The sequence below is a fragment of the Oscillibacter hominis genome (assembly GCF_014334055.1).
GTDB lineage: Bacteria > Bacillota > Clostridia > Oscillospirales > Oscillospiraceae > Oscillibacter > Oscillibacter hominis.
On sequence record NZ_CP060490.1, the window covers coordinates 70,606 to 90,689 of the forward strand.

Below are 20,084 nucleotides of genomic sequence, written 5' to 3' on the forward strand. Positions count from 1 at the left end.
CGTGAGGGGAGTTTTTCTCCTCTTGATAGAAAAATATAATTCCAATTTTGTTGTTCAAGAGAAGAAAATGTTATATACTGACTGTAGTGTGGAATGGCGGAATACAGTGCGCAGCAGGAGGATGAAACCTTGGACAAACGGGAGCTGGAACACTTCATCGCCATTGCGGAGGAGGAAAACATCTCCAAAGCGGCGAAAAAGCTGAACATCGCGCAGCCGCACCTGAGCCGGCAGCTGCGGCAGTTGGAAGAGGAACTGGGCGTGGATCTCTTTGAGCGGAGGAAGAAGAAGCTGTACCTGACCGACGCGGGCCGGTACCTTCTGAACCGGGGCTATGAGATCACCCGCCTCATGGACCAGACGGTGGGGGAGATGCGCCAGATCAGAAACGCCACCAGGGGGACGCTCAGCATCGGCATGCTGGAGTCGGTCTCCGTTTCCTTTTTACCGGGGTGGATTGCGGAGTACCGGGGCGAGAACCCGGAAATCATGCTCCACACCTGGAGCGCCGGAACCTCGGCGGAGCTGTTGGAGCGGCTGAACAAGGGCCTTTTGGAAATCGCCTTTGTCAAGGAGCCGGTCTCCATGGCCCTCTACCAGCATGTGGTCTTGGACGCGGAACCCTGGGTGGTGCTGTTCCCAAGGAGCAGCTCCCTGGCGGAGCAGACCGGGCCGGTAACCCAGGCGGAGCTGGCGGACCTTCCGCTGCTGCTTCCGGCCAACAACCTCCAGACAGGCGATATCATCCGCTGGCTCAACGCCTGGGGGATATCCCCCTGGCTCTCCGCCACCTGGACCACCCTGACCAGTGCCATTTTCCTCATGAAGGCGGCGCAGGGCGTGGTGATCTGCCCCATATCGGGAATCCAGCTGATCGATCAGGATACCTTCGGCTACCGTGAAATCCAATTTGGCAAAGAGGACTATAGGTGGGTCATGGTGTGGAACAAGTTCGACTCCTGCACCCCCAACATGGAGAAATTCATCAACCTGGTGCGCCGGAAGGCCAAACAGGGACAGCAATCGGAGGCAGCCGACACATGATCGGCTGCCTCCTGATATGATGGCCCTGTGCCGTGCGTCAACGCGGCTCCTTTTCGTTGACGGCGATCCAGAGTTCGCAGGTGTAGTTGGGGTCCTGCACTTCAGCGGAAGGGTAGACCTCCAACTCGATCCCGCTGCCATAGGCATAGTTGCTCTGGGGGAAAAACTCTGTGCAGATCTTCCGGTAGGTCTCTATGAACGCGTCGGGCATCCTGCCCCTGCACGGAAAGACCGCATAGGTGTGGGCGGGGATGTCCACAATGTCCAGCCCCTCGGCGCCGGAGGGGACGCCGCTGTACTCCGCACCGATACCGTAGGGGAATCCGGACTCCGCCATCTCGTTGGAGAAGCAGACCCCAAGAATGCCGCCGAAGCTGTCAAACCGGCCGCACCTGCAGAGTTCCTGGATGGTGCCGTCGGTTCGGCACTGGGCCCAGAAGGGCGCGATATCCTCCGCGGCGGTTTCTCCCTGGGGCTTTGCGACCTGCTTTTTCCTGCAGATGATTTGAAACGGGCCTTTTTTCTCAATCCTGTAATCCATGGTGCTGCCTCCTGATAGAATTAATTTTACGGACAGCCTGGAAAAGGATTTTACGGTCCCTCCCCGCCGGGCGTCGGTGGGGGAGATGCCGTGGAACCGCAGGAACGCGCGGGAGAAGCTCTCCGGGGTGTCGTAGCCGTATTTGAGGGCGATATCGACGACCTTGCCGCCGGTGCGTGTCAGCTCTTCCGCCGAAAGAGCAAGGCGGCGCATCCGGATATAGTCGCCAAGTGAAAACCCACAGAGCATGCTGAACATCCTCTGGAAGTGGAATGTGGAGGAGCAGGCCTCTCTTGCCGCCGCCTCGTAGTCAACTTTCTCCGTCAGATGCGCCTCGACGTAGTCCAGCGCCCGCTGTATTCCTGTAATCCAATCCATGTTCCAAGTCCCTCCATATGCATGATTCTATCAGCTCTGCCGGGGTTGCTCTTGACTTTTTGTGCGCAGTGGTGATGGGCAATTTCTTATCCTACCAGAAATGCCGGCAGGGTTCCACCCTGTGATGGATTGCAGGGTATGCCATATCTTTTCTCTTGGAGCGAAAAAATCCCCGAAGGCAAAGGGTTTCGGGTTACAAGGAAGTATTATTTTCCGATTAGGCGGTATAGCCCCATTCAAGGGCTATGCCGTCTTTTCCTGTTTAGTGGCTTCTTTTTGTTCCGTCTGCGGGTCAGTCGGCAAATGGATTTCTCCAACAAAGTTAAAGACAATATCCACTTTCTGAAAACGCTTGCCGTCTATTTTCTCCGGCGCATGGACAACGATTTTCTTGATAAATTCATTGACGATTGTAGGCGTTAATTCTGTTATCCCTACATACTTGCGAATAATGGCGGCGAAGCTGTCAAAGTCGTTTTTGTCCTGCTCGTAAGTATCGACTTCTTTCTGTTCAGCGTTTACCTTTTCCGTCAATTCCCGTTGTTCTGCTTCGTATTCTGCGGACAGTTTCAAAAACCGCTCATGGCTGATTGTGCCGTTTATATCGTCCTCATAAATCCGTTTGAAAATCCGGTCAAGTTCTGCAATCCGTTTCTTTGCCTGTCCGACCTCACGCCGCTTGCGCTTCATCTCTTTTTCTGTTTCATCAAACCGCTGTTGGCGTATCAAATCCATAAAAGCGGTTATATCGTCAAAGAACAGTGCAGTTACGGCAAATATTCTCTGCCGGACAATCTGCTGTAATGTTTCCTCTCTGATGAAGTGTGCGGTACAATCTCCCGTATTGCTTTTGTATCTTGCACAGCGGTAATGGTCTTGTGAGCCATTAAAACTCTTGCAAGTGGCAAAATGTAGTTTACTTCCGCAGTCGGCACAGAACACCAAGCCGGAGAACATTCCCTGTCGCTCTGCTTTTGTGGGGCGGCGTTTATTTGCCCTCAATTCCTGTACCCGTTCAAAGACAGCTTCTTCCACAATCGCTTCATGGGTATCGCGGAAAATCGCCTGTTGTTCCTTTGTGGTAGGAATACGCTTTTTCAGCTTGTGGGATTTTGAATAGCTTTTGAAGTTTACAGTATGTCCGCAGTAATCCATACGCTCTAAAACCCCAACAATCGTGCTTTCATTCCAACTATACGGATTTTCCGGAAGCACCTTGCCTTTTTGCTTTGCATAGTGGGCTTTGGTAGTAAGTATTTTGTCAGCCGTCAGAATTTTTGCTATCTGCATAGGTCCTTTACCGGCAACACATAAATCAAAAATTCGCTTTACCACAGTGGCGGCTTCTTCGTCCACAATCCATTTTTTCCTGTCGGCTGGGTCAACTTTGTAGCCATAAGGTGGCTTTGTCAGATGTTCTCCTGCCATGCCTTGCGCTTTCTTGATTGCCCGTACCTTTTTGCTTGTGTCCTTTGCGTAAAAATCATTGAATAAGTTGCGGAACGGGGTAAAATCGTTATCGCCTTTGGCACTGTCTACGCCGTCATTGATAGCGATATAGCGTACATCACGCTCTACAAAAAAGATTTCCGTATAGTAACCGACTTTCAGATAGTCACGCCCCAAGCGGGACATATCTTTGACTATGACTGTTCCCACGTTTCCGGCTTCAATCTCTGCTATCATGCGGTTAAAATTCGGGCGGTCAAAGGTTACGCCGGAAACACCGTCATCAATGAAAAATACCGGATTAGAAAAGCCGTTGTCGGTAGCGTATTTGGATAATAACGCTTTCTGATTGACGATACTGTTGCTGTCCCCGTCCAATGCGTCCTCTTGACTTAAACGGGCGTATAATGCTGTTATCTGTTCGGGCATATATGTATTTGTTGTCATGTGTTCATTCCTCCTGTAATGAACGCCCGACAAACAGGTTGCTATCTTCATTATAGCGGACTTCTCTTTCTTTGTCAGTAGGCGTTTTGACGGATTCCGCTTTTATGAGCCGCTTCATCTTGTCATAGAGCAGCTCCGAACCACCGCAAGAGGTGGACACCTCATAGAATGTGCCGCCGATTTTATAAGTGACTGTTTCATGTGTGGGATTGCGCTTTTGTGACATAAATCCGCTGTTTTCAATATCATGTTCCATTTCCATTCCTTTCCCGTCCTTTCGTAGTTTGCCTAAGTGAAAACTGAATAGCAAGCATATGATTAGCGCCTATTAGGAAAACACACTGTCAAAGGGGTTTGTAGCGGGGGTTAGCCCGCTACTGCGGTATCTTCCGTAGTGTTGATTTCAATGTACTCGGCAATCTTGCGGAGCTCGTCAGCAAATTTGAATTTCACGCTGATATTGCCGTTTTCATAGACCTTGATATAATCCACAAGTTCAACCAAGATTTCACGGTTGAGGGCTTCAATGTTCTGATATTTCATAAAGGCTACCAGTGCAGGATGCTCGTTGTCCACACCGTTTGCCAGTTCTGCGCGTTCAGCGTTCAGCCGGGTAAGCACTGCGGAAATATCAGAAATCTGCCGTTCATAGTCGGCCTTCATATCCCGGTATTCCTGCTGGGTGATTTCACCGTCTTTCCAGTCCTGATAAAGAGACTGCTTGTAGCGTGTTATCTTTGTCAGTTCCCGCTCTTTTGCAGCTATCAGATCGTCCAGTCGGTAAGACTGGCTTTTTTTGATTGGAGCGGAATTGATCTGTGTGACGATTTCCGAGTAGGAAACAGCCAAATGCACCTGATGCTGTACGGCGAACAGAACAGCAGCCTCCAGCCGCTCATGCTTGATTGAGTGCATGGTGCAGGCCGTCCGGGAACGGTTCTTGTAGGTTGAGCAAGAATAATATACATTGTTGTTCTTGCCAACGCATCGGGTAATGGCCCGCCCGCAATCGGCACATTTCAGAAAGCCGCTGAATAAATGTACCTCACGGCCTTTCGGGGAAGTACGGGTATCACGCTGTAAGAGAGCCTGTACCTTGTCGAAAGTTTCATAGTCGATAATGGCCTCATGCGTTCCAGCCACTTCCACCCATTCCTCGCGGGGAACAGCTTCAATCTGGTGTACCTTGTAGCTTTTCACCCGGCTCCGGCCTTGGGCTAAATCCCCGGTGTAGGTCGGATTGGTAAGAATGGAGTGGATCATGCGGGCTCCCCACATAGGATCGTCATACCCTCTTGTCGAAACAGGCAAGCCCTTTTGTACCTTGTAAGCCGAGGGGCTCGGTACGCCGTGTTCGTTCAGGTACAGCGCGATAGCACGTTTTGATGACCCTTGAATAAGCATTGTGAAAATGAGTTTGACATTTTCAGCAGCATCGGGATCAACAATCAGCCTGTGCTTGTCCTTTGGGTGCTTTACATAGCCGTAAGGAGCAAATGCTCCGATATACTGGCCGTTGCGCCGCTTGTAGTCAAATACCTGCCGGATCTTTTTGGAAGTCTGATAGCAGTAATTATCGTTCATCACGTTTGTAATGGGAACGATGATATTTGAAACGCTGTCGGGGTTCTTGTAGCTGTCCACATTCTCAGCAAGGCTGATAAAGCGAACACCCATTTGAACAAACAGGTTATCGATCAAACTTCCGGCATCGCTATAATTTCGTGCGAAGCGGGACAGGTCTTTTACTATAACGCAGTTGATTTTACCACTCATGACATCCGCCAAGAGCCGTTGAAAATCTTCACGGTTGGCGTCCGTTCCAGTATGACCATCATCCACATATTCCGTGATGCTTTCAAACTCGTCAATGTTTCGTCGGTAAAAATCGTTCAGTAGGTCACGCTGGTTCTTTACGCTGTTGCTATCGTCTTTTCCTTTTTTCAAATCTTCCTTTGAAAGCCGGATATAGATGCCCAGCCGCCAGCGGCGGATTGTGTAAGAGGGAGAGAAACTCTGCTGATACCCTCTGTTTTTTGCTCGTGCCATTGTTCCTCCTTCCCTATCACATTACACTTATATTATAACTCTGTCCGGGGAGGACAACAAGGATGCCTCCACTTCGGGACACTTTGTCTCGAAGAAGCAAAACGAGCTGTAGCCGAAGTTACAGCCCGCTTCTTTGCCGCAGCAGGAAATCTGTCAGCTTATCTTGGAGAGATGGCCCGCTTTCAGCAAATTCAATTTTCACGCCAACGCCACCGATGCAAAAGCAGTATGGATTTTTGACAGTCTGCAAAAATCGAGAGATGCGCTCCTTTCGGGAAAGCGCATTGTCAAAGGTCATACCGCTCACATCAGGCAGGGACTCGGCAGCCACCGCGCCAATGTCAACGCTTCTCATTTGTTCAAGTTCCTGTGTAGTTAATTTCACGGTAAACCTCCTTCGCAGATTGATAGAACGCCCCCCGCTGTTTGGTGGGGAAACGCAACAGGCCAGCACCACCGGGATGCTGGCCTGTTGCCTTACTCCACCTTGGGACACTTTGTCTCGAGGTTTATTATAGTTTTTGAATATTAGAGAGCGCCGTACATATTTACTTGGCCTGTCCAAAGACAATCGTTATTTTCTGTGCGGCGCTCTCAACGCAAGTAAAGCGACAAGCCCGGAGGAACAGGCAGCCAACCTGTTCAGCGCCGGATCATGGACTTGGGATGACCGGGCCCATTTACAGTGTTGGTGTTGTTCGTTCAATCTCTTTTAGGAGATGTCACCGCGCACCCACTGTCTGGCTCCCCGTACTTACTCAGGGCTGCCGTTATTCCCTTGCGTTAGGAAGAAAACCTCCTCTCATAAACCGAGACATTTTTTCATCAATTCCAAGTGGGTTAAGATGAAAAAATCAAAAAGTTTTTTTCATGCGTTCAAGGCCACGCTTGATCGACTGGCGAATAGACTCCTCATGTACGCCCTCGGCCTCGGCAATTTCCTTAATCGACTTGCCAAGAATGATATGCGCGTCAATTCTGCGGCCTTGGATCTCCGGCAGAGAATTGAGAGCGTTCCACAGACGAAGAAAGGTTTCCATTCGTTCAAGGAGCTCCTGCGGGGTCGGCTCATGCAGGCAAGCGGAATATTCAATCCCGTCATCGCAGTCCAGAGAATACTGTGCCTTGTGCCGGGAGAGCCGCCGCTGATAGGCCATCTCATAGCGGGCATCGGCCTTGAATACCTCGGCCACCTCGTCAGAAACTTCGATAAGCTGATCCTGCGTGTACCAATAATAAATATCTTTCAAATTGATAGTAGTCATCGTAAAATCCTCCATTTCAGTTTGTTCGGGGTTGGTCGGAAACGAAATGGAGTAACGGCGGAGAACGGCACCGCACCTCGGGACACTTTGTCTCGAAGTCTGGAAAGCAAAATGCGCCTGCGCGACACAAGGCCGCACAAGCGCACGAAAATATATTATCGGTTATGTACTGTTTAATTTCACTTTCAAAGCCGGACTGCTCCAATGGAGGGGCTACGCTTTTTTTAGCTGGTGCAGATCATGGATGCTGCGAAAAAGAGAAAAGGACACGGCAAAATAACCTCCCATCGGCTACCGTGTCCCCGCAAGTCGTCATTGGTTTGTGTAAACGCAAAGAAACGGCGGCTCTGATTTCTCAAAACCGCCGTTAGGGTAATAACTTAAAATAGGCGCGCAAAATCACCTGCCCCAACCAACGGTTTTTTTCTTTCCCCGTAGTCGGGGCAGGTTCATACGCTATCTAATTATTCTTTCGTGACTAATTCTTTCAGCCGTTCATAGGTTTCTGCGCTAATATCATGTTCAATCCGGCAGGCATCAGCCTCCGCCGTTTCAGGATCAACGCCTATAGATATAAGTTGCTTCGTTAAAAAACAATGGCGCTCGTAGATTTTTTCAGCCACCTCCTGGCCAAGATCGGTCAGGTGTAGATAATGGTTTTCGTCTGTTGTCAAAAAGCCGCCCTCTCGTAAAGTTCCTACTGCGTAACAAACGCTGGGTTTTGAAACCTCCATGTACCGAGCAACATCCACGGAACGCACCATACCGAGCTTCTTTTGAAGTATAAGCACGGCCTCCAAATAATCCTCTCCGGCAGTATGAAGTTTCATAGGCAGCTCCTTTCGTCATTAAGCAAGACTCCAGCCAGCCGCACTCTTTCGGATATTGACAAAATCCTGATAGATACCAGGCTGTTTCAAAAGTTCCTCATGGGTTCCTTGCTGTGCAATCTGGCCGTTGTCTATAACTAAAATCTGATCGGCGTTCTGGATGGTATTTAGGCGGTGAGCGATTACAAGCAGGGTCTTTCCCTTCACCAATTCGGAAATAGCCTCCTGAATATAGCTTTCATTGTCCGTATCTACACTTGCGGTAGCTTCATCCAAAATGACAATAGGCGCGTCTTTCAGAATACAGCGGGCAATCGAAATACGCTGTTTTTCGCCGCCAGAAAGTGTTGCACCGCCCTCACCAACCACCGTTTGGAATCCGTCGGGCAAAGCCATAATGAAATCATAGCAGCGGGCTTTTCTGGCAGCCTCATAGACTTCTTCTTCCGTGGCATCCGGCTTTCCCATGATGATATTGTTGTAAATGGTGTCCTGAAACAGATACACGCGCTGGAATACCATGCTGATCTGATCCATCAATTCCGACAGAGGTACATTGCGAATATCCACGCCCCTTATCGTCACATTGCCGGATTTTACATCCCAAAGTCGCGCCAGCAAGTTTGCAATGGTGGACTTACCGCTACCGGACGGTCCAACCAGCGCTGTCATAGAATTTTTCTTCATGGCAAAACCGATATGATGCAGAACCTCTTTATCCTGATAAGCAAATGTAACATCGTTGAACAGGACTTCCGGCTGTCCCGGCTGTGCCTGAGCCGGAATATGCTGCTTTCCGTTGTCGGAAAGTTCCGGTTCATCCAATACCGCTTCAATACGATCAAGGGCAGCGTTCATAACGGTTAGTCTGGATGCTTCTCCATAGAGAGCCTTCAACGGGCCAAAAAGATCAAATACAAATAGTAGAACACCCAACACATAAGCCAAAGAAAGCGCACCGCTCTGTTCCAACACAATAGACAGGCCGAAAATTGCCGCAATACCAATACCGTAAAGGATATTCAGCCCCATTGTCCACGGGGTCATTTTTCGTTCAAAGTCAAGCGATGTATTTCTGGAACGCTTGAAATTGCCGGACAGTTCTTCGGATTTTTCTCCAAGCAGGTTATAGCTCTTAATAACACCAATGCCCTCCACAAAAGACAGCACCGCATCGGTAAGCCGTTCACTCTGCTCCTGACGGCCTGCTGCTTCTCGTAGGGAAACTTTGTTCATTCCCTTAGATACCAGCCATGCCAAAATAGTAACTATCGCAGCGATCAAGCCAAGCTGCCAATTCAGATAAAACATGAACGCCAGCAAAACCAGCGAGGACAGCAGATAGCTCATCATGTTTCCCAGCGTACTCATAGCGACTTCTTCAATGAACACCATGTCGGTACTGAGGACAGAACTGATCTTGCCAATATTGCCGGAAGTGAAATATCCCATCGGAAGTTTCCGCAGATGGCCGCCCAATTCGATACGCTTGTCAGCGAACATCAAATATCCCGCTGCACTTTGCAGGCTGTCACTAAGATAATGGACGAGCATCTGAACCAGCACAATAGCGGCAAGGCCAAGTCCCACATAAAGGCAAGTCTGCCCGGTAATGGTCTTGTTTGCAAATCCACTCAAAACCACAAAGGCCAGAAAAATCGGCATTTTGGACAGAATGGATTCCAGAAACGCACAAACAAATGCGCCCTGAATACGGCTCTTATAACGGCCGGAAAGTTTCAATATTCTTGAAAACAAAGCAAACATTTATTTTCCCTCCTTTGCAGTGTGTACTTTCCACTCGGCGCTGTCTTGTGCCGCTTTCCACAACTTTTGATATTCAGGGCAGGACTGGATCAGCTCTTGATGTCTGCCCGTTGCAACCAGTTTTCCGTGATCCATAACACAAATCTGATCTGCGTTCATAATGGCTGGTAATTTGTGTGCAATAACCACAAGGGTCTTACCTTTTACAAGCTCTGCAATGGCGGCCTCCATCTTTTCTTCGTTTTCAGGATCGGCATAGGCAGTTGCCTCGTCAAGCACCACAATAGGAGCATCCTTTAAGATTGCCCTTGCCAGAGAAATACGCTGGCGCTGACCGCCGGAGAGCATTTTTCCTGCATCACCAGCCATCGAATGAATACCCTGCGGAAGTTTCTCAAGGAACTCCATACACTGAGCTTTCTTTGCGGCCTCCACCACTTCTTCATCCGTTGCGTTCAGCCGACCAAGCCGAATGTTTTCGAGCAGAGAGGTATTGAACAGGTATTGATCCTGTGCCACATAGGAGATACGGCTGTTGAGTGCTTCAAGACTCATATCGCATAGTTTCTGCCCACCGATGGAAATACTGCCTTTCTGTGGGTCATAATAGTGAATCAGCAGTTTCGCTAATGTACTCTTGCCGGAGCCAGATTCACCAACAAGGGCTGTTTTCTGTCCAGCTTTTGCCGTAAAGGAAATGTCATGGAGAACTTCATCCTCAATTACAACAGGCTTTCCATCCGGGCCGGGCTGTGTGGTCTGATAAGCGAAAGAAACATGGTCATAAGTAATGGTGTCATCTTTCCCGTGGAACGCATCTTCTGTCTGCTGGAGCTCCGGCGCATCCAACACCTGCTCCAATGCAGAAATTTTATAGTTAAGCTGGGGCATGGTAGGCAGGAAACCGAGAGATTTCAGCAGCGGCATACCAATACTTAAAGAAAGACACAGTACCAAGATCAAATTAGGCAGAGTAGACCAGCCAGAGAGAACGAACCATGCGCCAACAGGCAAAGTCAGAATAATGGTGCATGGAAGCAGACTGCTGTAAATTGCCATCCACGGCCACGCCGCCTTGTACCACGCCAGAGTATAGTCCCGATAATCTGATACATCTTTGCGGAACCGCTCATAGGAATCTGCGTCCTTATTGAATACCTTAACAACTTCCATACCGTTAATGTACTCAATAATGGTATTGTTCATCTTTTGTCCGGCCATGTAGTAAGGCCCCATTTTCTTCATGCCAACGGAATACATCGTCATCATGGCAATCAGACTGATCGGAATGGATGCCAGCGACAGAAGCGCCAGTTTCCAATCCACAAAGAACATTGCCACATAAACCGCAATAGGGATCATCAGGTTTGCAATTCCCTCCGGCATGGAGTGAGCCAGCAAAACTTCCAGACTGTCTACATCATCCACGAACAGCTTTTTGACTGTGCCGGTGCCTTTATCCTGAATGACACCGAGGGGCAGCTTTTCAAACCGTTTTTGAAGTGCCGTCCGCAGACGGAGCAGCGTGTCGTAAGCGGCTTTGTGAGAAAGATTCAGTCCCCAGCCATAGAAAAGGGCTTGCAGAACCAGACACGCCAAGACAAGAACCACACGCAAAATGATAAAGGATGCTTCAATAGATTCACCCATGACCAGCGGCGCGATCACCTGATAAGCCAGCACAAAGGGCAAGACACCCATCAGGACGCTGACCAGCACGATGGCCGTTGCTGCATAAAGCCCCTTCTTATGAGGCCCTGCATACTCAAATACTTTTTGAAACATAATTCCAACCTCCTATCAGGTAAAATATTTTTCGGACAGCGTTTTCAAAATTTCTGGTGAAAGCCTTTGATTTTGAATAGCCCCGTCATCATCCAACTGAACCACCTCCGTACAGGTACGGACAATAAACTCAAAATCGTGGGACACCACAAACACGATCACACCAGAGCTTGAAAGCTGTTCGATCAGTTTGCTGACACGCACCATAGAATCATAGTCCAAACCACTGGTAGGCTCGTCAAAGTAGATTACCGGGCTGCCCTTTACGATTGCCGCACCGATAGTAACCCGTTGCTTTTGACCTCCTGAAAGGGATGCCGGATGCCGTTCCCGGTAATCTGATAGTTCCAGTGCTTTCAGTGTTTCATCCACTTTTTCTTTGCAATCGTCCCTCATTCCAAGGGATAGTTCTTCCTCCACGCTGCTGGCAAAAAGCTGATAATCCGTATCTTGCATGACAAGATAGGAAAGTGACCGCCGCTGGCGTGGTGTAAGTTTTTTTCCGTCAAAGCAGACCTCGCCGCGCTGCTGCTTTAGCAAACCCGTTAAAATAGATAAGAGGGTTGTTTTTCCAGCCCCGTTATGGCCCAGAATACCGATCACATCTCCTGCATGAGCTTCAAAGCTGACATTTTGAAAAATATCCGGCCCCTTCTTGTAGGCAAAGCCTAAATTGTGAACATTCAGCCGATGTGTCTCATCCTTTGTGTGCGGCCTTTCCTGATAATGTTCTGCATCGCGTTCCGGGTATGCTGTCCGCAGACCATAAGAAATTCGTGTTTCTTCGGGCAAAGAGCAAAACTGTTCCCCTGTGAACTCATGCTCAATTTTTCCGTTCTGAATCAAAAAGGCTCTATCAATCAGATCGCGCAAATAATAAAAACGATGCTCTACCACAAAAATTGTGTATCCAGCGTGTTTCAGTTTTCCCATAATTTCTGCCAACCGTTTGGTAGCGGCATAGTCCAGATTTGCCGATGGTTCATCAAAAATATATACTTTTGGCCCCAGTGCATAGACAGAACCGATTGCGATCTGTTGCTTCTCCCCGCTGGATAATGCAAAGATACTTCTGTTCAAGTAGTTTACCAATTCCAACTCTTTCGCCGCTTTTGCAATGCGATCAATCGTTTCCTCGCGGGGTAGTCCGAGATTTTCGCAGCCGAAAGCCAGTTCCCGCGTGGTATCCGTCATAAAGAATTGAGAGCGTGGGTCTTGGAATACCGTTCCAACCTGTCCGGCTAATTCAGACGGCTTCATTTCCAGCAGCGAATGACCATCCATGAGCAGATCGCCTTGGATTTCTCCGGGATAAAAGTGCGGAATCAGACCGTTGAGTGAGCGGATCAGGGTTGTTTTGCCGCAGCCGCTTCGCCCTGTCAGAAGAATGAACTCACCCGTCTGTACGGTCATATCAATTCCACGGAGGGTGAAGTCTTTGCTTTCTTCATAACGAAAGCTAAAATTCAGAAATGAGATCATCGTCATACCCTCCACAAAATGATTTCCCCGATTTTAGTCTGATCGATAAAAAGCAAACCGACCAAAAAGAGGATACCAAACAGCGATACCACGATTTCCGGCCACGAAAAACGGATTGGCCGCAGCGCGTATCGTTTGCACTCCAACTCCAGACCGCGTGTTGTGCCGGATGCTGCCAGTTCATCAGTGACTTTCAAGCACCGCATCAGCAGAGGTATCAAAATATATTCTATGGTTGCTAACGGATGGGATACCCGTTTCCACACGGTATCACTGATACCGCGAATATCCATCGTGCTTCGGATTTGTCGGTATTCAATCCGTAAAGTAGGGATATAGCGGAACATAACAACAAGGGGGATTGTGACTGCCTGGGGCAGCCGCATCCGTTGAAGTGCCACCATTAAGTCATCCATGTATGTAGTTCGCAATATCCAAAGTCCCATCATCATGATAGGGATCAATTTTAAGACCGTCACGCCGAACACGCTCATAATCACACTTAAAACCGGAACTTGGACATAACGGAGCAGGGCATTGAGATAAGCAACAATAATATAGGTCACTATCATTTTGACAGCCCATTTTCCACCGTTACCCAAGGCAATAAACAGCCCATAAACCAGCATGAGCGCGAGACTGACAACTTCTCCGGCCAGAAAATAACTGACAAAACCAATGCAGACCAAAAGAAGTATCTTGCAGCGTGGGTCGAGGAGCGCAGAGCCATGTAGGGGCTGGCGCTCAATTATTTGTTTAATTTGTGCTTCTTCCATTCAAATGTCTCCCTATAAAAATCAAAGCGCGGGACGGTTCTCAGCCCCACGCTCTGAAGTCAGGCAGCCCGCTTGCCTGTATTGCCTGATAAAGTTTCAGGGGGCTGATCCTGTTATTTTACTGAAACAAGTCCAGCTTTGATAAAGTGTTTTTTCAATGCTTTCTGACCGATAAAGCCACCAATCAGACCGCCCACCAATCCGGCAGCAACAATGACTACCAGCATGGGAACGGAAGTAATGCTCAACATTCCCTGAATGTACTCCGGGGCAATATTGTTTTTCTCCATTGCTCCGACAAATGCGCTTTGAAGAAATTTGATGGGGCAGATAGCACTAAAAGCGAAGATAGCACTGAACAGTGCATAGGCTGCCATCATGGACTTCATTGTGATTTCATTCCGGCTCATAACCAGAAAATCGCAAATGATACCGCCAATTACCAAGCCGATAGGAATAAACCAGAAAGCACCAACCAGCAGGAACAGGATGGCCTGAATTGCGGCGCAAATGGTAAACACGCCTTTCTTCGGAACCTTAGCCAGCAGGAGCATCATAACGATGCCATTCGGGATCGCAACAACGGACGGATAAAATACGTTTGTCACCGGGCCAGCCACGCTCATAATGGTGCTGATAACCATGCAGATAATCCACATGAGGGCCGTTAAAACACCGATGAGAATAAAATCTTTCGCATTTAGCTTTTGTTTCATACTCTTATTCCTCCTCACTTTATTTGGAAAATAAAAAATGCGATGTGGTTAATGTTCTCTAACCACATCGCAAATTGTACCAATTTCCGTTGTTACATCCAACCCAAACCCGATTTCATTCTACCCAAAATCGGTATTTTTTAGGTTTAGCCAATCGTATTTTCATCTTTATAGTTCTTAGGTATTACTCCATATTTCTTTTTGAACGCAGCCGCAAAATTGCTTGGTTTTGAATATCCAACCAGCGTTGCAATCTGGCTTACGTTCAAGTCGCTTTCCAAAAGTAGCCCGGCTGCCTTTTCCAGTCTTTGATCTATGATATATGCGTGAACAGATGTCCCAAATAAAGAATTAAATCCCTTTGTCAGTTTGGAAACACTGATATTTACCTTTTTCGCCAGTTCCTCACAACTTGGTGCAAAAGCAAGCTGGCTGTCGATGATCCGTTTTGCTTCAGTAATCGAGTCCCTGTCACTTTTAGAAATACTGATATAGCTTGATGAAAGAATACTAAGTTCCAATACTTCACTCAAATACACGGACAGCAATTCAAAAACCTTACTTTCCAGAAATAAATACCCTAAACCGCCCCGGTATTGCGTAAAATCTTTTACCTCCGCAAAAATGTGCTCCATATACGGGGTAATGTTCACTTTTGAAATGCCAGTCAATAACTTCTTCTCATAAGCATCTATCTCACTATCTTCAAAGTAGTCATTCAAGATTTTGTGAAAATAGGGCATGGGAATTTTTATATTTTTGAAAAGGAAGTCTGTTTTCCCGGAATAACACAGATATTCCATCTTACCATGTCCTCGATAAATACAAGATTCGCCTTTCTGTATGCTGACACTTTGACGTGCATCTGCAATATTCCACGATACGCCATCATTGAAGCAAAATAAAAGTTGAATATAATCTTCGCAGCTTACACCCTGCACATTCATATCAGAAAAATAGTTCATTTTCCAGTCTGATACAACAGCTCCTTGCTTTGTAACAACCTGTGAAATCTGGCCTGTTCCCATATCAGCCGGAATATCTATTGTCACTGTCTGCGGAGAGTTGGAGAGCAGATCATGGTACAGCTTCGTCATGTATTGGTTTGTCATCGTGCGCCCTCCTTTCTGGGTTAGCCAAGGCTAAGCATATAATACTTTATATTTTGATGGCAGTCAAGGTAGGGTCGCCAATTGCTAAAGTGAAATTAAATAGTCAGTAGTATGAAATAGATAGTCGTTCAAATAATATCACATGAAATGTAAAATCATATCAGGTGATGTTATGAAGATAGAACGAGATGAAAGACGCTTTGATTTTCACGATATAGGGCTCGCCATCAAGCGTGCAAGAGAAGCCAGCGGCATGACACAGGAGCAACTGGCCTATATTGTTGACCGCGCTCCGCGTACCATTATGTATAATGAAAATGATGGTCAGCATCCAAGCTTCAACACCTTTTATCAGATGGTCACAATGTTTGATATATCGGTGGATCAATACTTTTACCCGTCCCAGAATAGCGGGAGCGAGTGCAGGAAGCGGATTGATGCCATGTTGAACGCCTTGGACGAAAGAGAATTGAAAATCGTTGAAGCTACAATCCAAGCGATGAAAGCATCGAAAGAAACGGAGGAAACGTAAAAGAAAGCGTAACCTCCGTTTTTTGCGCCATGTTGCGGGTTGCGCGTTTTGGCAAGCAATTCGGGTGTGGCCACACTCCGAAATTTTTGCAGGGCGCAGGGCCCGCAAAAATGCTTGTTGGGGAGCTCCCCAAACCCGCTGTACTTCGGGACAAATTGTCCCAAAGTCCCGGTGCGCTGCACCGTAGTCTGCGGCCCGTCACTATCGTTCCTGTGCCTTATTCTCACGCTCGTCCGTTATGCCGAGCAGATGATCAATGTTCGCTTTTATTGCCACGGCCTCCCGCATTTGCCGCTGGGCATCCCGGTATTCTGCATAAAGCTCTTTCTTTTGTCCCGCCAGCTCACGGCGGGATTTTTTTAGTGCTTCAATCTTAGGGAGCTTTGCGCCGTTCAGTATGGTGTTCATGGTATCCTTTGCCGCCCGGTAAGTGGCAAGCTCCATTTCATGCTGGGCCAGATACTTTTTGCTGTACCGCGCAGCCTTGTACCCATCGAACACCGGGCGGGTCTTGGCATAGTCCACCGTGGCAGCCATCAGCTCCGAGGTTTTGGAAAGGGCCTCCTCCGTTGTGCGGAGCTCGTCAGACAGCTTGTGAAAGTGATCCACAGCAGCCTCGGTGCGGGCCGTCAGCGCCGCATAGTCTGTCAGATGATGCTCCTGCAAATACTGGAGCGCGGCAGCCATATGTTTTAGGTTGTAGACCTTGGCCCATCGTTCATAGGCCGGGCCTTTGCCCTGGGCCATACGCTCTTGAATGTCGATGATAAGATTAACTCGCCGTGGCGGAACCGTGGGCTCCTCTGGTAGTTCAGGGAGCGGACGTTCCCCAGCAATTACCGCCTTGATGTCCTCCGGGTCAAATCCGGCTCCCAGTGTAGAAGCCCGGAGCCGGGTCGGTTTTTCCTGTCCGGGCGCAAGGAATGAGATGACACCGCCGCGCCCCTGTTTTACGGCAAAGCCGGACTCCTCCATGAGACGAAGAAAGTCGGCAAAGTCCGTGGGCTTTTTCTCCAAAGCGGCGAGAACAGCCAGCTGCACCCGCCGCTTGGCAGAGGGCGGCTTTTCCCCGATCCACTGGCCATAGTGAAGAAAGCGGCCCTTGCTGTGCTGGCGCGGGTTTTGGATAACCGACAGCTCATGTTCGATGCACACGCGGTCAGAAAGCCGCCGCAGGGCAAAGGACGAACCAATGAAATTATGAAATTTCCGGGAGCGGTCAAAGGCCGTTGCATTGAAATAAATGTGATTGTGAATATGGGCCTTGTCGGTATGCGTGCAGACGAAGAACTGATACTTTCCCTTTGTCCAGCGCATCGCCGTTTCATAACCGATACGGTTTGCTTCTTCCGCCGTAACCTCCCTGGGCAGAAACGCCTGCCGGATCTGAAAGAACAGTGCCCCGCGAGATACGGCCCGGCCTGTCTCTGCAAGGTATTGACTTTTTACCAGAAGAAACTCGGCGGGAGCCGTGTTCGGATCGCAGAGATAGGAAGATACGGCTCCCAGCTTTTCTGGGTTCAGGCCATAGGTGAAACGATCCTCCATCGTTTGAATTGCACTTTTTCCTGCCGCTGTTTTATAAGGGCGGATGTAGGTGGTCGCCGTAGAAATCCCTCCTTCCGGCAAACAGTATTTTTACTTTGGGACACTTTGTCCCGAAGTAGGAAAAACCGGGGAGCGGTATCAACCACTCCCCGGACGGGTCAGAGCTCTACCAGCGCGGAGAGCTGTTTCAAGAGATCAGACAGCGGCCCCCATAAGGCGGCATAGTCTCGCTGCAAGGTCGCAAGTTCTTCGGGATAAATTGCGCCGTAAGTGTTGGCTTGAATTGCCACTTGGTTCAGATTGTTGGAGCATCGCCGCTGGAGCGAAACCAGCTCACGAACAGGCGAAAGGTCAACATGAAGCACATACCCACTCAGGGCCATTTTTCGCATATAGGCTCCCATGTTACGGATGCCAGCCTCCGCCATACGTTCTTGAATCAGGGCCTGCTCCGCCTCCGACACCATCACATGAAGATGGATCGGACGGCGGCGCTTCTTTGTCATCGCTCCTCACGCTCCCGGCTGCGGCAGGCACGGGGCGGCTCCTTTACCTTATCCAGCGGCTTTTCCTGTTCGTCTGCCGAAATGGGGTGCGGCAAATGAAATTCACGGTGCAGGCGCAGCGCCTCCAGTACAGACAATTTCTGTTCATGTTTCTTTTCCATATACGCTCCTCCTTATCTATCGCCACGGTCGGGCTGCCTGCGCTGGGGAGCCGGAGCCTCCGGGCCGCGATCTGCCTCCGCCAACTTTGCCGCGTTTTTCATCTGCTCGGCAATCGGACGGAGCCTGTCGGGATTATCAGGCGCAGGCCGCAGTTCATAGTCGGATGCCTGCTTTTCCGTCAGCGGACGGGTGTAGGTAAGATAACCCCAAGCCAAGAACGAGCCATTTTCCACCGGGACGCGCTGATCGTAATTGAAAATTTCATCCGGCTTGTTATAGGGCGGCTTCGGAAATGTCCCGATGTCCACAGGCCGCTGGGTCGAATAATACTTGTAAAGGCCGGGAGCCTCGGTCTGCCTGAGCCCCACGTTATAAATACGCTGATAGTCCTGCACCCGGTCTGTGAAATCCTGTTCCATCGCGGTGCGGTCATTTCCATAGTGACCCCATTCGTACTGCCGCTGGCCGTCCTTGTCATCATAGCAGGCCCATGTGACATAGCGGGATGGCGCGGTGGGATGTTCGCCCAATGCAAATCCCCGTCCATTTTCCAGCATGACCGCCTTCAAAATAGCATAACCTTGATTTTTGTCCATAGTACACCTCCCATCATCGAGACATTTCTTTGTTTTCTCTTTTCGCAAACGGCTGGAGCTGATAGGGGCTTGTACCGTCCTCGGGCCGCAGAAAGTCTATCCGGGCTGCAGCACGGATGGCGTTCTGGTTAAGCTGCCGCTGCCATGCCCCTTGGCTGGGAGCCCACTTAAAGCCGTTGCTTTTCAGTTCCTGCCTCTGATCGGCATCGGGCTTTTCCTCGAAAATGAGCTGCAAACGGTTTTCAGCCTCGTTGGTTTTTGCCTCGCCTCCGGGGAATGTCCAGCCTGCAAACTCGGAGCGGTTGCTCAGTTCCTCAATGCGCTGGCGCACACGGCGGATGTTGGCGTTGTTGTTGGAAAGCAGATAGGCGGGATACGGCTTGCTTTTGTCCAAGTGCCATGACTGCGCCATATCTGCTTTGAGCTTTTCTGCCTGCTCCGGCGTAAGCTCCGGGCAGCCATCCAGCGTTTTGTGTTTCCGAAAATACGCATTGATCGCCTTCATGGTGGCCTGCTGGGACTCCAGCCCCTCCAGCTTTTTTGTCAGCTTTTCCACGGCCAGATCATCGTCTGCGCTGATCCCGCCCATACCAACAGAGCGGATTTTCTCAAGCAGCTTTGAAATCTCCGCATACTCTCCATAGTTGCGATCCCGGGCGGCGTTCTGCTTGTGCTTTTTTGCCACAGGGAAATTACCGCCCCCGGAGATCAGAATAGAGGGCACCCGGGCATCAATCACATTGCATTCATTCAGATTTTCAGCAAGTTTCCGGGCATAGCGATCCACCAGCGCGTCAATCTTATCATGGTACATGGGATCGACACGCGCTTTCTGGCGTTCCGCCGCTGCATACGCTTCATCGACCATTGCCCGGTAGCCCGCCGTAGCGGAGCCCGGCTGATAGTCGGAAAAGCTGTTCATATCCTTTGCCCGCTTTGCGGCTTCTTCATTGATCGGATAATATTTCGGCATAGTACCTCCTTCCACAAAAGCCGGAACTTTGGGACAAATTGTCCCAAAGCCCCGGCAGCTAAAATGTTGACAGCATCTCACGGAAACAGGGCCAGACATAGAAACATACACCTCCCGCAGAAAAGG

20 protein-coding genes are annotated in these 20,084 nt (G+C 49.3%); 2 read left to right on the forward strand and 18 right to left on the reverse strand.

The features are described 5' to 3' along the window. The first annotated feature begins 129 nt into the window (after positions 1 to 129). A complete protein-coding gene (locus H8790_RS00380; RefSeq protein ID WP_187333151.1) occupies positions 130 to 1,044 on the forward strand; it encodes a LysR family transcriptional regulator in 915 nt (304 codons plus the stop codon). 37 nt (positions 1,045 to 1,081) lie between these two features. Here H8790_RS00380 and H8790_RS00385 read toward each other — a convergent pair whose 3' ends face one another. From H8790_RS00385 to H8790_RS00445, 13 genes are all read right to left on the reverse strand, one after another. After that, entirely contained in the window at positions 1,082 to 1,963 is an 882-nt protein-coding gene (locus H8790_RS00385; protein ID WP_187333152.1) for an AraC family transcriptional regulator, read from the reverse strand. A gap of 243 nt (positions 1,964 to 2,206) precedes the next feature. Further along, positions 2,207 to 3,859: a DUF4368 domain-containing protein gene (locus tag H8790_RS00390; protein ID WP_404821689.1), complete on the reverse strand. Its 1,653-nt coding sequence runs from the start codon at positions 3,857 to 3,859 to the stop codon at positions 2,207 to 2,209. Between the two features lie 4 nt (positions 3,860 to 3,863). Next, positions 3,864 to 4,121, reverse strand: coding sequence for a hypothetical protein (locus tag H8790_RS00395; RefSeq protein ID WP_187333153.1), 258 nt, complete (start codon positions 4,119 to 4,121; stop codon positions 3,864 to 3,866). A gap of 104 nt (positions 4,122 to 4,225) precedes the next feature. Then, positions 4,226 to 5,908 carry a recombinase family protein gene (locus H8790_RS00400; protein WP_187333154.1) on the reverse strand — a complete coding sequence of 561 codons (1,683 nt, stop codon included), beginning with the start codon at positions 5,906 to 5,908 and terminating at the stop codon, positions 4,226 to 4,228. 118 nt (positions 5,909 to 6,026) lie between these two features. Beyond that, complete coding sequence (locus H8790_RS00405) at positions 6,027 to 6,293, reverse strand: DUF6870 family protein (RefSeq protein ID WP_007884026.1); 267 nt, start codon at positions 6,291 to 6,293, stop codon at positions 6,027 to 6,029. A gap of 469 nt (positions 6,294 to 6,762) precedes the next feature. Beyond that, the gene (locus H8790_RS00410; RefSeq protein WP_015563840.1) at positions 6,763 to 7,173 is read right to left on the reverse strand and encodes a sigma-70 family RNA polymerase sigma factor; all 411 of its coding nucleotides are present in this window, start codon (positions 7,171 to 7,173) and stop codon (positions 6,763 to 6,765) included. 464 nt (positions 7,174 to 7,637) lie between these two features. After that, positions 7,638 to 8,003 carry a metal-dependent transcriptional regulator gene (locus H8790_RS00415; protein ID WP_156703868.1) on the reverse strand — a complete coding sequence of 122 codons (366 nt, stop codon included), beginning with the start codon at positions 8,001 to 8,003 and terminating at the stop codon, positions 7,638 to 7,640. A gap of 18 nt (positions 8,004 to 8,021) precedes the next feature. Next, the gene (locus H8790_RS00420; RefSeq protein ID WP_187333155.1) at positions 8,022 to 9,770 is read right to left on the reverse strand and encodes an ABC transporter ATP-binding protein; all 1,749 of its coding nucleotides are present in this window, start codon (positions 9,768 to 9,770) and stop codon (positions 8,022 to 8,024) included. Next, positions 9,771 to 11,555: an ABC transporter ATP-binding protein gene (locus H8790_RS00425; protein WP_187333156.1), complete on the reverse strand. Its 1,785-nt coding sequence runs from the start codon at positions 11,553 to 11,555 to the stop codon at positions 9,771 to 9,773. It lies immediately after the preceding gene. A gap of 15 nt (positions 11,556 to 11,570) precedes the next feature. After that, entirely contained in the window at positions 11,571 to 13,037 is a 1,467-nt protein-coding gene (locus tag H8790_RS00430) for an ABC transporter ATP-binding protein (protein ID WP_404821690.1), read from the reverse strand. A 2-nt stretch (positions 13,038 to 13,039) separates the two neighbouring features. Continuing rightward, the gene (locus tag H8790_RS00435) at positions 13,040 to 13,813 is read right to left on the reverse strand and encodes an energy-coupling factor transporter transmembrane component T family protein (RefSeq protein WP_187333158.1); all 774 of its coding nucleotides are present in this window, start codon (positions 13,811 to 13,813) and stop codon (positions 13,040 to 13,042) included. A gap of 113 nt (positions 13,814 to 13,926) precedes the next feature. After that, on the reverse strand, positions 13,927 to 14,529 hold the full coding sequence (locus H8790_RS00440; RefSeq protein ID WP_161128824.1) for an MptD family putative ECF transporter S component: 603 nt from the start codon (positions 14,527 to 14,529) through the stop codon (positions 13,927 to 13,929). Positions 14,530 to 14,675: 146 nt separating this feature from the next. Then, on the reverse strand, positions 14,676 to 15,641 hold the full coding sequence (locus H8790_RS00445; protein WP_187333159.1) for a helix-turn-helix domain-containing protein: 966 nt from the start codon (positions 15,639 to 15,641) through the stop codon (positions 14,676 to 14,678). Between the two features lie 172 nt (positions 15,642 to 15,813). On the opposite strand from H8790_RS00445, the gene H8790_RS00450 reads away from it, so the two are divergent. After that, entirely contained in the window at positions 15,814 to 16,173 is a 360-nt protein-coding gene (locus tag H8790_RS00450) for a helix-turn-helix domain-containing protein (RefSeq protein ID WP_054754179.1), read from the forward strand. 201 nt (positions 16,174 to 16,374) lie between these two features. Here H8790_RS00450 and H8790_RS00455 read toward each other — a convergent pair whose 3' ends face one another. From H8790_RS00455 to H8790_RS00475, 5 genes are all read right to left on the reverse strand, one after another. Next, positions 16,375 to 17,721 carry a relaxase/mobilization nuclease domain-containing protein gene (locus H8790_RS00455; protein ID WP_187333160.1) on the reverse strand — a complete coding sequence of 449 codons (1,347 nt, stop codon included), beginning with the start codon at positions 17,719 to 17,721 and terminating at the stop codon, positions 16,375 to 16,377. Positions 17,722 to 17,879: 158 nt separating this feature from the next. Beyond that, positions 17,880 to 18,227 carry a plasmid mobilization protein gene (locus H8790_RS00460; RefSeq protein WP_119246116.1) on the reverse strand — a complete coding sequence of 116 codons (348 nt, stop codon included), beginning with the start codon at positions 18,225 to 18,227 and terminating at the stop codon, positions 17,880 to 17,882. After that, positions 18,224 to 18,388: a hypothetical protein gene (locus H8790_RS00465; RefSeq protein WP_182437657.1), complete on the reverse strand. Its 165-nt coding sequence runs from the start codon at positions 18,386 to 18,388 to the stop codon at positions 18,224 to 18,226. Before H8790_RS00465 ends, H8790_RS00460 begins: the two co-directional genes overlap by 4 nt. Before the next feature lie 12 nt (positions 18,389 to 18,400). Next, entirely contained in the window at positions 18,401 to 18,985 is a 585-nt protein-coding gene (locus H8790_RS00470; RefSeq protein ID WP_187333161.1) for a defense against restriction DarA-related protein, read from the reverse strand. A gap of 13 nt (positions 18,986 to 18,998) precedes the next feature. Continuing rightward, positions 18,999 to 19,958, reverse strand: coding sequence for a hypothetical protein (locus H8790_RS00475; protein WP_187333162.1), 960 nt, complete (start codon positions 19,956 to 19,958; stop codon positions 18,999 to 19,001). Positions 19,959 to 20,084 lie beyond the last annotated feature (126 nt).